Consider the following 14,887-nt stretch of genomic DNA (forward strand, 5'->3'; position numbering starts at 1 on the left):
AATCCGAGATCAAGTGTATTATTTAACGGGTGGAAGACCGACGATAACAACTGGGTCAACCCGGTCTGCGTCGTCTTGGGCATCCTGAAGAAACAGTCCGGTGATCGATTCTCCGGATGGAATATTCATGTCATCCAGGTCGATACCAATGGCAAATAGCCGAGAGGGAACTTGATGCACTAACTGTGATCGTGCCACGATGGGAAGTGGAGTACCATCGTTGGCGAAATCCGGGCTTAACTGAGTCAAACGACAGCCGGTCATAATTTGTGCTTCTGCGGAATGACCATCAATGTCGTATTTCCGAATGGTCATTGGCTGAGCGTCTGGGTGATCTGTTTGCGGGTACAAACGAAATACATCGCCTTCCAGAGAGTGAGCAATCGACTGGGCATCGAATATGATGATATCAGGACCGGGTGAATTGATAACGGGCTGATCAAAAACAAGGTTCATGCCCGGAGTCCCATCACGGCCCAGAATAAACTCTCCTTCATGCAAGTTGTTCTGCCCCCCTGGATTAATGAATCCAGAAGCGAACATCAGATTCATCAAACCAAATCGATTGTGTTCATCAGCGGGAGAATTGGCGGGAACAACTCCAAACGCGTTGGATCCGGGCCGATAATGATTGACTCTTGGCAGAATGAAATCATCGGCATGGTAAGTGCGATCAACGCCCGCTCGTTGTACGGACAAAGACGAAAGGTCCACTGCTCGCCCCAATTCATCCTGATTTGTTTTATAAGAAATCAGGCGGTCGGGAATAGAGGCGACATAATCATCACTTTGCGCATCCCGATCTCCCTCCATTAAGTGCAGGTCAGTGCCAACATAGGCGGTATCACCTTTTAGTAGCGTCTTTTTGCGAGGACTACTCAGAGAGGATACTTCTGCTTCACCATCCACGACAGCCACTTTCGAGGCTCCGTCTTCAGCAACGATAACGGAAAATCGAGTTCCCAAATCAATCACGTCGCTGGTCGGCGTGCTAACCTCAAAGCCTTCGGCTCCCTCTGGTGCATAAACAGAGCATTTGCCGAGGTTAACCACAAGCTTCTCATTATGAACAACCTGAAACAGAGCTGGCGCACTGAGAATCACTTCAGCCCCCGAGGCAAAACGAATTTTTACTAACCCATCTTGCAGCATATAGTTTTCTGAAAACTTTAAGTGACTGCCGATCGACGTGGCAGACTGTGTACCACGGAATACTGCACGGTGCCCTGCGATAATCTGCGCCTCGGAAAGTGCCTCTTGCTCTGGATTCCTTTCCGTCGATTGCGAAACTCCTTCTAATGGCTCTGTTGTTTTCTGTTTTGTCAATTGCTTTGATTGATCTATAACAGATGACACAAAGAGAGTCACCGCAATCAGGCTGAGCATAGCGCACGCTGCCAGAGCCCAAACACTGAAGGAAACCAGATATTTTTTTCGAGGGCGTCCAAAAGTAAGCTCGGGAGCTGTTTTGCTGACTTCCCCCAATTCGATTAAGGATGAATCAAGCGACATGTATTCCAGGTACAACGATTGACGCTCTGGTTGATCCAACAATAACGACTCCAGGCGTTCTGCTTCGGAATGATCAAGCGAACCATCCACGAGTCGGTGCAGAAGCCGTTCAAATTCGGCTTGATTTTGCTGATCATTATCCGGCATGTTCCACCTCCGACACACGTCGCAAAACGCAGTTCCTTAACTGACTGCGAATTCTGCCAACCCGATCATAGAGCGCGTTAATTTTCAATCCCAGTTCTTGTGCAACGGACGCACATTTGCGTCGTTCCCAGTATACTTGCTGCACAAGCCACAAATCTTTCTGACGCAGCGATTTCAAACATTTCTCCAGTGATGACAATTGCACATTTTGGACGCTTTTGCCGTTCTGCATCCGCTCGAAGAGTTGATTGAGAAGCTGTTCCGAAAAATGGTGTCGATCACGTGATGAAACACGTTGAAAGTTTTTCACTTCGTAAAACGCGATTCCCATCGCCCACGGCAGGAACTCACATTCAGAGTCGTACTGTTCAAACTTGTCCCATAGAATCATGCTGCAACGCTGGTAAACATCCTCAGCGTCAGTGTGATCCGTCAACAATGAGTAAATAAAAGCATACAGCTGGCGGCGATGAGCCGTCAGCAATGTTGTAAACTGTCGTTCTTGTTTTTTCTGTTCCATGAATCAATTCAACGATCATTCCAAGCCTGGCAACACTCAATTTTTCTGTTCTATAAGTAATCGTACACTCAATGAATTTTTCAGGTCGAGTTTTAGAAAGATATCGTAAAATATTCGCAAATCTCTGAGCTCTGATAGATCTCCTGCACTCATCACGAATTGCGATACCCCTTTTAGAAAAGAGACTTACGACAAGAAAAAAAGCAGGCCAACCCAGCGTATACATTCGAGCCGATCATTTACGAGGTAGACCTCTGAACGAGTGCAAACAAGAGAACTCCCCATTCAGAAAGCGATTGATTGAAGCTCAGTTGCCCTGCGCTGGCAAACTGGATCCCGCCGCTGAATCGAACTTTGAGAACAGGAAAGTAACACGTTCACGTTGCGTTTGAAGAATCCGTTCCGTGTCTTCCTTCACCAAGTAACCGGCCTTCTCATATTCGACGCATTGCGCTGCAAGCTGATTTAGATAATTTTTCAATGTGCCATAGCGTTCTTCGACCGACCTCCTTGGATCGCTGCTTTTGTCACGGTCCGCTTTGGTGACGGGAAAGGGAATATACGAGCCTGATAAACTGTAGAGCTGGTTCGCTGCTGGACCATTTTCATCACGTAAACGCCAACTTGTGTATGTGGCGACCGGTACAGCGACCTCAGGAGCAGAAAGGCAACCGAGTTCATTTCCATCTGGTCCTGAACGTGGAACAAGAACTGTGTAATCACCACGAGCGATCGGTGGCTGGAAATCGACGATCCGCTGAGAATGCCAGCGTGGTCCGAAATCAAGGAAGGACGGCTGTTGAATTACTGCTGGATAGCGGATACCGGGGATGTACGGAAATCCCGTTGCGTTCTGAGTCCAGCTGACGAGCGTGCGATCACAGATCTTCGGATAGACACTTGGAGGCGGCTCGGTCCCATTCTCTACCCAGCGATCGAGCGATAGCAATAACGCACGGAGAAATGGTTTATAATCCGCAGGATTTGGAGCTGTTTGACCATCGCCGATTTCGGTCGTGAAGCGGCTCGGACCATGCTGTGTCCCACCGAAGATGTAGAGACGCACATTTTCGGGGATTTTGACATCATTTTTTCCAAGGGGGTCGGTGTGCGAAAGTGATCCGCTACGATTCCAGTATTCCGATGATGACTGAGTGTGCATCACCAGCGGCGCAGTACCACTAAACTCCGCGCGTTCAAGAATCCCCGCAGTCAATCCCGACAAAGGATCTGTTTGTCTGCCGTAAGTGAATGGAAAACGATCAGGCGGGTAATCATGATGATCATGCTGTCCTGCATGCCGGGTCGGCTGGGCAAAGCGATGGTTAAACGACCCCATCCCGGAACCGGATACATGGGGAATCACCCCATCAAAGACTTTCCGTCCTTCTTCGTCCTGATTGAAGCCCCAATAAATCATCTCGCGCAGAAACCGCCCGCTCTGTGACACACCGATGGAATGTGCTCGTTGAATCAAAGACTTTCCATCGACCAGTAAAGGATTGTCTTTCCCTGTCCCGTGCTTCAGAGCGGACACCAGATCACGCACAGAGGTAAACCCGGTTCCCATCACCACTGGATCCTGTGCTTCATAGATCAGCTCATAGATATGCAGTTTCTTGAGTCCCTGCGGATACTCCAATTCCACCTTCGGTAACTGGGCAGGTGAATCGCTCTCCACATCAGAAATATGAAACTTCCACTCTGTTCGGGGAATCAAGACACGAGGATGACCGGCCAGCAAACGGTGCGTCAGCGATGCCGTCTTCAGTCCCTCGGCCGTCGGCCGATAGGAACCATGATTATCCCAGTTCACCACCATACGCGTAGTATCGGAACTGGGCACAATCTCACAGCGTACTTTACCAGTAATTTTTTTGGTGATCGGCGGTGGATAAAGCCGCATCCGACTATTGCCCGGTAACAGTTCACCATCCCAACCGCTCCAGACGACAGTAAAACCAGACCGCATCAGAAACCCATCACCAGCATGTTTCTTCTCCTTCGGATCGTTGCTACCGGTGGCGTAGTTTAACAGTCGCAAGGCAGTGAGGTTGCCACGATTGTTAACACCGTACAGCAGAGCACCGTTGCCTTTACTCAGGTCTTGTGGCGCCAGGATGATCAAATCCGCGGAAAGTTCAACGCGTCCGCGTTCGTTGCGAGGCGCCAGCTCCAGGTCGATAACATTCTGATTCTGAAGCAGATCTGGATCAAGTTCATAGTAAACACGGCCAACAATTCGTTCGTACGCTCCAACCTCACCAAATGTTTGACCGGAGGCGAATGGTTCTCGTGCCGTGATTTCAAATCGCTTGACTTCCGCACTCAGAGATGACGAAAGCAGTCCGAAGACAATCGTGATGACAAAGACTCGTAGTTGATGATTCATTGATTTCTCTATTGTAGTTCAAGTTGAAGACTCTATAGATTCATGGCCCCAAATTGTTGTCATCCAGGTATCTTGATATTGTAGATTGCAAGTCTACCGGAAGCCATTGTCCTACTCAATGACGTCTTATCAGATCCTTACAAGTTACCACTGGACTGGTATAAATTATATTCGTCATAGATCACTTCTATTCTCATATCTGAGTCCAAGGCGCTGATCCCCCAGAATCAATGGTTCCTGACGAGATTTACCTTGTATGCTCTGACAGCTTCGTTTACGATAAACCAAGATCAGATAGCGTTCACCCAACCCCACCTGCCAGCATCACTTATGATCTCTACACGAATTATCTTGCCTCTGATTGTTGCTGTATTCGTCTCGTTCCCGATCCGGACGAATCAGGCTGCGGAAAAACCACTCCTGTTTGAAGCGGATATCCAGCCAGTTTTCGCGACCAAATGTGGGAAATGCCACAGTGAAAGGGTCCGCAAGGGGGGACTTGACCTTTCTACGGTTGCCGGCGTCCATCGTGGTGGAGAGTCAGGCGAATCCGCCATCGCTGATACTGTGGATGATAGCTTGCTCTGGATACTGATCGACGCGGGTGACATGCCACCGGAAGGGCAACCTCAGCTCACCCCGAAAGAACGCAAACTCATCCAAACCTGGCTCTCCACGGGAGCAAAGTCAGCCAAGCCATACCAACCAGAGGAAAAACAACTCACACAACACGATGTCCTGCCGATCATGTTGCTCCGCTGCACTACCTGTCATGGTGCGCGTCTCAAACGAGGAGGCCTGGACCTCAGGACTCCAGCGAGTATGCAAAAAGGGGGCGAACACGGCCCCGCTTTTGTTGCGGGTAAACCAAATGAAAGCTTGATGATTCAACGTATCGAAAGCCATGCCTGCCCCCCGCAGGAACAACTGCTAAAGTTTTTTGTCAAACGCCCCCCAACCTCAGAAGTCGAAACCCTGCGTCAATGGATCACTGAAAATGTCCCTGTCATCGATATCGCTCCTGATGTTGCCGGCACCGAACCAGACCCGCTCGTCACCGAAGAAGACCGCCAGCACTGGGCCTTTCAACCACCTGAGTCACCACAGGGAGTTACCTCAATCGATGAACTGATCCTCAAGAAGCTACAGGCACACGATCTCGACTTTTCCCCGGAGGCAGATCGAGACACACTCATCCGACGCGTCTATCTGGATCTGACTGGAATCCCTCCGACGCCCAAAGAGTGGAAACGTTGGCATAACACAGAAGAGCCAAACTGGTATGCCGCGATGATTGATCATCTACTCGCTTCCCCCCGTTATGGCGAACGCTGGGGACGCTACTGGCTGGACATCGCCGGTTATGCAGACTCCGAAGGAGGCGTCTCTTCTGATCCGTTGCGCGAAGTCGCCTGGAAATATCGTGACTATGTTATTGATGCGTTCAATACTGATAAGCCCTACGATCGCTTTCTGCTGGAACAGATTGCCGGCGATGAATTAGTGGACTATGAAAACGCTCCTGCTACAACAGAACAGATGGTACAGAACCTGATCGCTACCGGCTTCCTCCGTATGGGCATTGACCAGACTGGCTCCCGCACGATGAATTTTGTTCCAGAACGTCTGGGAGTTGTCAACGATGCCATCAACGTCATGGGATCAGGTGTGATGGGACTGACACTGGAATGTGCCCGCTGCCACTCGCATAAATACGATCCGCTACCGCACCGTGATTATTATCGCTTCAAAGCGATTTTCCAGGGCGCCCTCGATGAGTACGACTGGTTGACTTTCAAAAACCGATCTCTGGAACTGGCCACACCCGAACAGCGGAGCCGCGTCAAACAGATTAACCCTCTGCTCAAAACCAGACTGAAAAAGCTCGAATCAGCTCATAAAAAAGCCATTGCTGCACTACAAATCGCAATGCTGCACCAGTTTTATCCAACACAATCTGCTGCTGAACAGCAGGAAACCCTCCGCGCTTTGAAGATTGCCGATAACACGCGCACGCAACGTCAACGAATTCTGGTCGAAAAATTACGAATTGCAGAAACCATGCCCGAGTCGGAATTCTCAGAGTCTGTAAAGCAGGCACAACAGCATGTGACCTCCATCGAAAAGCAGAAGACCGAAATTAAACAACAGATGGAACCCCCTCTGACAATCCGTGCCCTCTGGGACCGGGGCGAACCCTCACCCACTTATATCCTGCAACGCGGCGAACATGATCTACCGGGCCGACTCGTGGGGCCTGGAGTCCCCTCTGTTCTGACCGACGGACGCACCCCCTTCTCGGTTCAACCACCGTTCCCTGAGGGAACTCCCAAAACCGGCCGCCGCCTGGCATTGGCCCGCTGGTTAACAAAGAAAGATCATCCCCTCACAGCACGTGTAATCGTCAATCGAATCTGGTATCACCACTTCGGCACCGGGCTGGTGAAAACACTCGAAAATTTCGGTGTGAAAGGCGAACGTCCATCTCACCCGGAATTGCTTGACTGGCTGGCCGTCAAGTTTATCGAACAGGGCTGGAGCATCAAAGACATGCACCGCCTGATGCTGAATTCCCGCACTTACAAGCAATCCAGCCAGATTACTCCCGAGATACAACAACACGATCCTCAAAATCGCCTACTCTCCCACATGCCACTCCGCAGAATGAATGCCGAAGCACTACGCGACTCAATTCTGGCTGTCTCCGGTAAACTCGATCTCACTCCGGGCGGCCCTCCCGATTCAGTTACAGTCGACAGAAACGGTCTGGTTAGTGCTAACATCACCAGTAACGGAGGCTGGCGACGTAGCGTCTATCTGCAGTACCGTCGTACTGAAATCCCCACGATGCTGGATACTTTTGATTATCCTGAAATGGGGCCGAACTGTGTTTCACGGACCGTCTCCACGGTTTCACCTCAGTCACTGATGCTGTTGAATAATGAACGTGTTCACGCTCTATCCCGCGCGTTCGCCTCCCGCGTCCGAAACATGCTCGCAGAACAGAGTAAAGATGATTTGAATGCACAGATTACACTCGTGTATCAGCTGGCACTCAATCGCCCACCAACCGCAGAAGAACTTCAGCTGGGACAGGAAACCCTACAGGAACTTAAATCGCTCTGGAAAGAAAATCCGCAAGCAGCTTTGGATACGTACTGCCACACCATCTTAAACTCTGCCGCGTTTTTGTATATTGATTGACGCTTATGAATCACCAACCCGAACAAACTCACTCTCGTCGCGACTTCTTTGCCCGTACCAGCGATGGCGTCATGGGAGCCGCTCTGACACACCTGTTGTGCCAGGATTTTTTTGGTGGAACGGAAGCTTTGGCGAATGATCCCCCGCATCAGCCACAACAGTTTGATCTCAAACCCAAACAGCCGCACCACACGCCGAAAGCCACTTCTGTCATTCATTTGTTTATGAATGGCGGGCCGAGCCAGATGGATCTGTTCGACCCCAAACCGGTTCTGAACAAGATGGACGGTAAGCCGTACCCTGGGAACATTGAAGACCTGGGGAATTCCAACACCACCAGTATCGGCGAGATGCTGGGTGGACAGTATAAATTCGCCCGTCATGGAGAATCCGGAATGTGGATGGCAGATGTTCTGCCCCACACCGCGAAGATGGCGGATGAACTCTGCCTGATCAACTCCATGTGGACTGATCATCCGAATCATGACAATGCGTTGTATAAAATTCATAGCGGCCGCCTCTTCATGGGCTATCCCACCATTGGCTCTTGGACTGTCTATGGTTTGGGAACCGAAAACCAGAACCTGCCGGCCTACGTCGTACTCACAGATCCTCTCGGTGCGCCTAAAAACGGCACACGCAACTGGACGTCCGGCTTTCTGCCCCCGACATATCAGGGCACGCGGCTTCGCCCCACCGGCTCGCCAATCCTGAATCTCAAACCGCAGTACGAACAACCAACAGCTGTCACCGAATCCGCACGCAAACTGCTCAATAAACTGGATGGAATCCACCGCCAGAAAAGGCCCCATTATCCTCTGCTTGATGCACGCATCGAATCGTACAGTCTTGCAGCACGGATGCAGATGTCAGCCACTGAAGCCCTTGATTTATCCAGCGAGACACAACACACCCTCACCGATTATGGCATCGGTGAGAAAGAGACCGAATCGTATGGAAAACGCTGCCTGCTCGCCCGTAGACTGGTCGAACGCGGAGTGCGTTTCGTGCAGATTTTCCTGGAAGAACAACCCTGGGACAGTCATGCTGATCTTTCCGCCAATCATCGTGCCATGTGTCAACGAACCGACAAGCCGGTTGCCGCGTTGCTCCGCGATCTCAAACGGCGAGGACTGCTCGACTCCACACTCGTCATCTGGGGTGGCGAATTTGGACGCACTCCCACCACTCAGAAATCCGCCAACGGTTTCTCGGGACGCGACCATAACATGCAGGCCTTTACATCCTGGATGGCCGGAGGAGGCATTAAAGGAGGAACCACCTACGGCGTCACCGATGAATTCGGACACAGTGTCGTTGAGAACCCCGTCAGCGTACATGATTTCCATGCGACGATTCTCCACCAGTTGGGGCTACACCATCAGGAACTGTTCTATACCCGCAGTGGACTGGAAGAACGCCTGACCGGAGTCAATCCACCTCGTGTGGTCAAGGAGATCCTCAGTTGAGCACCCCGGATTGTGAAGTCAACCGACGCAAGTTTCTGACAACAGCCACCACAGTCGGCCTCGCCACTTCACTCGGCTTAAAAATCGCCCGATCAGCGGAGAACCACTCTTCGGATACCAAATTCATCGACACGAATATCAGCCTGTTCCAGTGGCCCTTTCGACGACTCCCTCTCGACGACACACACACGCTGATTCAAAAACTGAGCTCACTCGGCTTCGAACAAGCCTGGGCAGGCAGCTACGAGGGAATTTTGCATCGAGATATCTCAACCGTCAATCAGCGACTGTCTGACGAATGCAAACGCTTTCCACAACTGGTCCCCATCGGTTCGATCAACCCCACACTTCCCGACTGGAAACATGATCTGCAGCAATGCTTTCACAAACATCAGATGCCGGGAATCCGACTGCACCCCAACTACCATGGCTACACACTCGAAGATCCTCGCTTGCTGAAGCTATTAAAACAGGTATCGCAAGAACGTCGCTTCGTACAGTTAGCCGCCACTCTGGAAGACACCCGCACCCAGCATCAGTCGGTGCGAGCAGCCGATGTGGATCTCAAACCGCTCCCGGAACTGGCTGCGAAAGTCCCTGGTCTCAAACTTCAGATTCTCAACGCAAAACCCCGTCCCGATCTGATTGACAAACTAAGCCAAATACCGAACATCTTCTTTGATACCGCCCGCGTCGAAAGCACCGATGGTGTTCCCTCACTTATACAACGTCTTCCCGAGGGACGTGTCATGTTCGGCACACATGCACCATTTTTGATCCCCGAAGCGGCACTGGTGCGTGTCTATGAATCCTCAATCCTTGATGCAGCCTCCCTGCAGTCCGTCCTATCAGACAATGCGACTCAGTTTCTGGCCCCGATTCTCACCACTAAAAGCTCTCCATCCAGAATCAGAATTAAGAACCACGATTCCCCCCAAAAGACGGCCGTAAAGATCTCTGCCGGATTACCTCCCTCACAACAGCTTGAAAAATACCGTATCTGGGATTCGTACTTCACTCCTTCCCATTCCCATCCAGGTCGAGATGGTAGCAGTAGCCTGATCGCAGATATAGAACGTGCCCTGCCCGCCATTAAAACCGGTCGGTTTGAAAAGCTCTGTTTTTTCCCCCATGTTGGAATTGGTACAACCAGGGATGCGGAACTGGAACAGAAACTGAAAACGAATCCGGAAATCGTGTTGAAACCTCTGAAACGCTGGCCCAAACTGCTAATGGGAATGATTCAACTCAATGCCAACAATGTACCCGGTTCCTTGGATGCGTTGAATCGCTGGTTGCAGGACGGCCCAATGCGAGGCGTTTATTTTCCGGGAGGGGGACCGGCAGCCCTCACCTGCACGCATCGTAATTTCAATCCCCTCATCGAGCGTATTTCGGAATTGAACGGCGTGATCATGCAACACACCTGGTTTATCACTGGAGGCAAACGGAGCCCTGGTGGATCGACGCCGTCCGAACTCGCGGTACTGGCACAGCGATTCCCCCATCAGAAATTCATCTGCGCCCATTCTGGAGGTGAATGGGAACGCGGCATTCGGGCCGTGCGAGATTTCGAGAATATACTCGTAGAAACTTCAGGCTTTGATCCCACCGCCGGCTTCATTGAAATGGCGGTTCGCGAACTCGGTGCGGACCGCATCATCTTCGGCAGTCATCTTCCCTCCCGTTCTTTGGGTACCGAGTTATGTAAAGTTACTGCTGCGCAAATCTCCGATGCAGAGAAACGCCTGATCCTCGGCACCAATTTCCGTAACCTGCTATCTCCTCGTGTAGACAACTGATACCACTTCCAATGGTCTTCTGACTACATTAAATCTTACCCCTGCCACACTTTGCGGTCATTCGCTCTTCTTAGATCAGCCATTGGGTAAGACTGATCCACGAAAGGGGTATGCTGTAACCTGCACGTTCCAGATTTCATTACCTGCCTCTCTTATATTTCAGGCCTAATCAGAGCGACAGGCACCGTCTTTTTATTTCTACCAGGAATTTTTTTCTTGACGACTCCGCCCCATTAGTGTATTAGTGTATCAATACACATAGGGCATCAGTAAATGGTAATTAAACCAACACAATTCGAAGTGCATCCCTCTGCTGGTGTGCCAATCTACCTGCAAATCATGGGACAGATTAACGCCATGATTGCGGGGGGCCATCTAAAAGCGGGAGACATGTTACCCAGCGTGCGTCAAATGGCGACGGAACTCGGCGTGAACGCGATGACAATTTCAAAAGCCTACTCGAAACTGGAGGCAGACGAGGTTGTAGAGCGGGTACGCGGCAAGGGAATGATGGTACGAACACCCGTTTTATCAGGAAGCACAAAAGAGCGCATGCAGGAGCTTGAACCTTTGATGGAGCAAGCCATAGTACAGGGGCGCCAACTCGGACTGACGAATGAGCAGATCCTGTCGGTCGTTAACAAGCTGTTAAGGGAATACAAATCATGAGCGATGTCATTATCCAAACTGTCGATTTGAAAAAGCAGTTTCAAGAGCCCCCGGTATTGACCGGTCTTGACCTTCAAATCAAAGCGGGACAAGTCGTTGGTTTGCTGGGTACAAATGGATCCGGAAAAACGACATTAATTAAATGTATTCTGGGATTACTCAAAGCCTCTTCAGGAATGAGTACCATCTTTGGGCAAAACTCCTGGGACTTAGATGCTGCAGCGAAATCTCGTTTAGGTTATGTCTCTCAAGAATTCGCATTGCTCCCCTGGATGACCGTCCAGGCCATGACAGAATACACGGGAGCATTTTACGCGCAGTGGGATCAAACCTTTGTGAATACTCTACTAAAAGAATGGAGCCTCAACGAGACACAACGCGTGGGGGCACTTTCTGTGGGACAACGACAAAAACTGGCTGTGATCATCGCAATGGGGCATCACCCTGAATTGCTGATTCTGGACGAACCCGTTGCCAGCCTCGACCCGGTCGCTCGCCGTCAGTTTTTACAGTCATTAATCGATTTCACTGAAGAAGAGAACACAATTCTGTTTTCAACCCATATTACCTCTGATCTTGAGAGAGTTGCGTCGCATGTTGCCTTTCTGGACAAAGGAAAGGTTGGCTTTTTCGGCGAATTAGACTTACTGAAACAGCAGGTGAAACGTATTCGTATCACAGCGGAAAATGAGTTACCCCCCAATCTCAATATTCCAGGCACTCTCCGCTCTCAGATTGAAGGCAAGCATGCCCTGTTAGCAGTAAAAGAATTTGACACGCTGACAATGGACATTTTCACGGACAAATTTCAAGCGACGACCACCATTGAAGACCTGAATCTGGAAGAAATATTTCTGGAACTTTCGGGAGTCGCGTCTCAGGAAACAGGGGAGACCGTTCAATGACATCAAGATTCGCTCTCTATAAGCAAATTCTCAGAACGTACTGGCAGCGTCCGCTGGTACTCCTACTGGCGGGGGTGATTCTCTTATTTTTTCTTTCTCTGGTATTCGGGCCCACCAGTGGCGATGTCTTCCAGGTCGGCCCCAGACCAAAGGCGGCAGGACGGATTGAATCCGTTTATACCGGCAAAGATCATAAAATTCAGACGCTTTCAGATCTACTCGAACGTGTACATCCCGAAGAAGTCCTGTCGCTCAATCTGGTCAAGCTGAATTCCAATGACCCTCTCCCCGACCTGAGTGTCTTTCCCAATTTGGTGTATCTGTCATTATTCGACTTCGATCTGACAGCAGAAAACGTGAATCAGATCTGCCAGTTACCCAGGCTGAACGCGCTCGTGTTGATGCAGTCCCGACTTCCCGCCGGCGCGCTTCAACATTTCGGGGAAAAAGTCTCCCAACTGGAACTCCTGGCCCCGGCTCTGGAAGCACATCCTGAAGAAATACCGAAAATGTCGAAGGTCAACCTACTGGCGCTGCACTTGTCCAATGCTTCACCCGATATTCTGGAACGGGCCACTCAAATTCCACATTTAGAACAACTCACGCTGATCAGCCCGACAAACGCCATTGCGACCCCAAAAAAATCAATACCGACACAAACATGGAACCAGATTGATTTAACCGACGCACAACTCGAACAACTGCGCAATTGCCCCTCTTTGAAAGAAGTGTATGCCGACTGGTTTTTAATGAAACGCCTGCGGCACTTTACCGATGCGACCCTGCTCCCCATACGGGCATTGCCGATCACGTACTCCCGTTATAAACTCATGGCCATCAGAGCCGCGATTTTCATCTCTGCTCTACTGATCGCCGTTCTCGTACTCCAGCTGTGGGCACACATGATCTCACCCGCTGCGAAATCACTTCCCAATTTTGTCGCACCACATCGTCATATCGCAGTAATCATACTCGCAATAGCTGCCATCTGTGTCTGCCTCGGAATTTTGAAGTATGACTTCGGCATCCTGCCTGCATTGAGCCTCTTTTTATTTTTCCCTGCAGTCGGTTGCCTGTTCTCCCTCAGCCTGTTTTCCAATCTCCTTTTACGACAGTGGCTGTATGGATTGATGATACCAGCATTTTTTGTTCTGCTGCTCTTGATTCGGCCACTTTTTGAGTCGACCATCGCCGGGGAAACCATCTGGTTTTTACAGGGACAGATGCCAGGACTCGCGATCATCATAATTGGTATCGAAGTCTTCGCTATTGCCTGGGTTTTAAGAAATTTACCCGCCATCACGACCTTCGTAAACGAAACTTCTTCAACGATACCAGCTTTCTCCCCCTGGGACAAAGAACGACTACCACAGGCTCAGTGGAAAAAGCCAGGCAAATTGTTCATCTGGAACCTTGATCGAAGTCTCCAGGGGCTGCATTACTCCAAGAGGTCAACCTGGCAAATGATCAAGCTCTGGCGACGAGGAAATGCCTTTCGCCCCGTGGTCATGTTCTGGGTCATCGCAATGGTTCTTTTCTTTGGTCTAGTATTTCAAGGAATCGCGAAAGTCGTCTCGGGAGAACCGTTCATACCTGATCTTCGCCCCTTACTGGGAGGCTCGTTTGCCAGCCTCGCCAGCGCGGGCATTGCCCTGCCTGCCATCGCCTGGTTCCAACGACGTAAGAGTCTGGAAATCGAATCATTGAGACCCGTCAACCGTCAATCGCTGATAAAGCAACTGTATCTATCCCTGGCCTGGGATCACAGTATTCTTATGATCGGCTTTCTGGCTCTGTTTGTACTGCTGAGCATGAATTCCGTTTTGTTTAAGACAGAAGTAATCTGTAAACTGTTATTAGTCAGTTTTGCGGCACCGCTATGGCTCCTGGGAGTGAATACCAGTGTGCTGGTTTTCAAACAGACGTGGAAAATCGTCGGCAGTATTCTAGGGCTGAATCTCATCGCCAGTATTTTAGTCCTTGCCACGGCCGCGCTACAATTGATTCCTCAAGCAGGAGCGGAACAGAGTCCGCTTCTGCTTTATATATCAACCTTGACCGCAATTTCTGCCGCTTGCTGCCTGAATATGCTCATGTATCGTGCGGCTCTCAAACGAGAGTGGGGATGAACCTTCCACCAACAGTGCAAACTAGATTGACCATCATGCTTGAAGGTCGAATCTCTCATTACCTGCTCAGAGAATCAACGTAGGCCTCTAGTCTGCGTACCTATTCCAAGATCGATCTTTTTTCGGACAACAGATCAA

At 50.3% G+C, this 14,887-nt stretch carries 9 protein-coding genes; 6 read left to right on the forward strand and 3 right to left on the reverse strand.

Annotated elements, in window-relative coordinates; all coding sequences use genetic code 11:
• Positions 1 to 18: 18 nt before the first annotated feature.
• The 3 genes from Pan241w_RS15075 to Pan241w_RS15085 form a co-directional block, all read right to left on the reverse strand.
• Positions 19 to 1,659 (reverse strand): FecR family protein, encoded by a 1,641-nt coding sequence (locus Pan241w_RS15075; RefSeq protein ID WP_145217323.1) that lies wholly within the window; start codon positions 1,657 to 1,659, stop codon positions 19 to 21.
• Complete coding sequence (locus Pan241w_RS15080) at positions 1,649 to 2,179, reverse strand: sigma-70 family RNA polymerase sigma factor (RefSeq protein WP_145217326.1); 531 nt, start codon at positions 2,177 to 2,179, stop codon at positions 1,649 to 1,651. The genes Pan241w_RS15075 and Pan241w_RS15080 overlap by 11 nt, the downstream gene beginning before the upstream one ends.
• A 307-nt stretch (positions 2,180 to 2,486) precedes the next feature.
• Positions 2,487 to 4,571: an alpha/beta hydrolase domain-containing protein gene (locus Pan241w_RS15085; RefSeq protein WP_145217329.1), complete on the reverse strand. Its 2,085-nt coding sequence runs from the start codon at positions 4,569 to 4,571 to the stop codon at positions 2,487 to 2,489.
• Between the two features lie 330 nt (positions 4,572 to 4,901).
• Here Pan241w_RS15085 and Pan241w_RS15090 point away from each other — a divergent pair, with 330 nt between their 5' ends.
• From Pan241w_RS15090 to Pan241w_RS15115, 6 genes are all read left to right on the forward strand, one after another.
• Complete coding sequence (locus Pan241w_RS15090; protein WP_145217332.1) at positions 4,902 to 7,775, forward strand: PSD1 and planctomycete cytochrome C domain-containing protein; 2,874 nt, start codon at positions 4,902 to 4,904, stop codon at positions 7,773 to 7,775.
• Between the two features lie 5 nt (positions 7,776 to 7,780).
• The gene (locus tag Pan241w_RS15095; RefSeq protein WP_145217335.1) at positions 7,781 to 9,244 is read left to right on the forward strand and encodes a DUF1501 domain-containing protein; all 1,464 of its coding nucleotides are present in this window, start codon (positions 7,781 to 7,783) and stop codon (positions 9,242 to 9,244) included.
• Positions 9,241 to 11,046 (forward strand): amidohydrolase family protein, encoded by a 1,806-nt coding sequence (locus tag Pan241w_RS15100; RefSeq protein ID WP_145217338.1) that lies wholly within the window; start codon positions 9,241 to 9,243, stop codon positions 11,044 to 11,046. Before Pan241w_RS15095 ends, Pan241w_RS15100 begins: the two co-directional genes overlap by 4 nt.
• Positions 11,047 to 11,319: 273 nt before the next feature.
• Positions 11,320 to 11,715, forward strand: a complete 396-nt coding sequence (locus tag Pan241w_RS15105) for a GntR family transcriptional regulator (RefSeq protein WP_145217341.1) — start codon at positions 11,320 to 11,322, stop codon at positions 11,713 to 11,715.
• Positions 11,712 to 12,620 (forward strand): ABC transporter ATP-binding protein, encoded by a 909-nt coding sequence (locus Pan241w_RS15110; protein ID WP_145217343.1) that lies wholly within the window; start codon positions 11,712 to 11,714, stop codon positions 12,618 to 12,620. Before Pan241w_RS15105 ends, Pan241w_RS15110 begins: the two co-directional genes overlap by 4 nt.
• Positions 12,617 to 14,749: a hypothetical protein gene (locus Pan241w_RS15115; RefSeq protein ID WP_145217347.1), complete on the forward strand. Its 2,133-nt coding sequence runs from the start codon at positions 12,617 to 12,619 to the stop codon at positions 14,747 to 14,749. Before Pan241w_RS15110 ends, Pan241w_RS15115 begins: the two co-directional genes overlap by 4 nt.
• Positions 14,750 to 14,887: the final 138 nt, after the last annotated feature.

Source organism: Gimesia alba, assembly GCF_007744675.1.
GTDB classification, from domain to species: domain Bacteria; phylum Planctomycetota; class Planctomycetia; order Planctomycetales; family Planctomycetaceae; genus Gimesia; species Gimesia alba.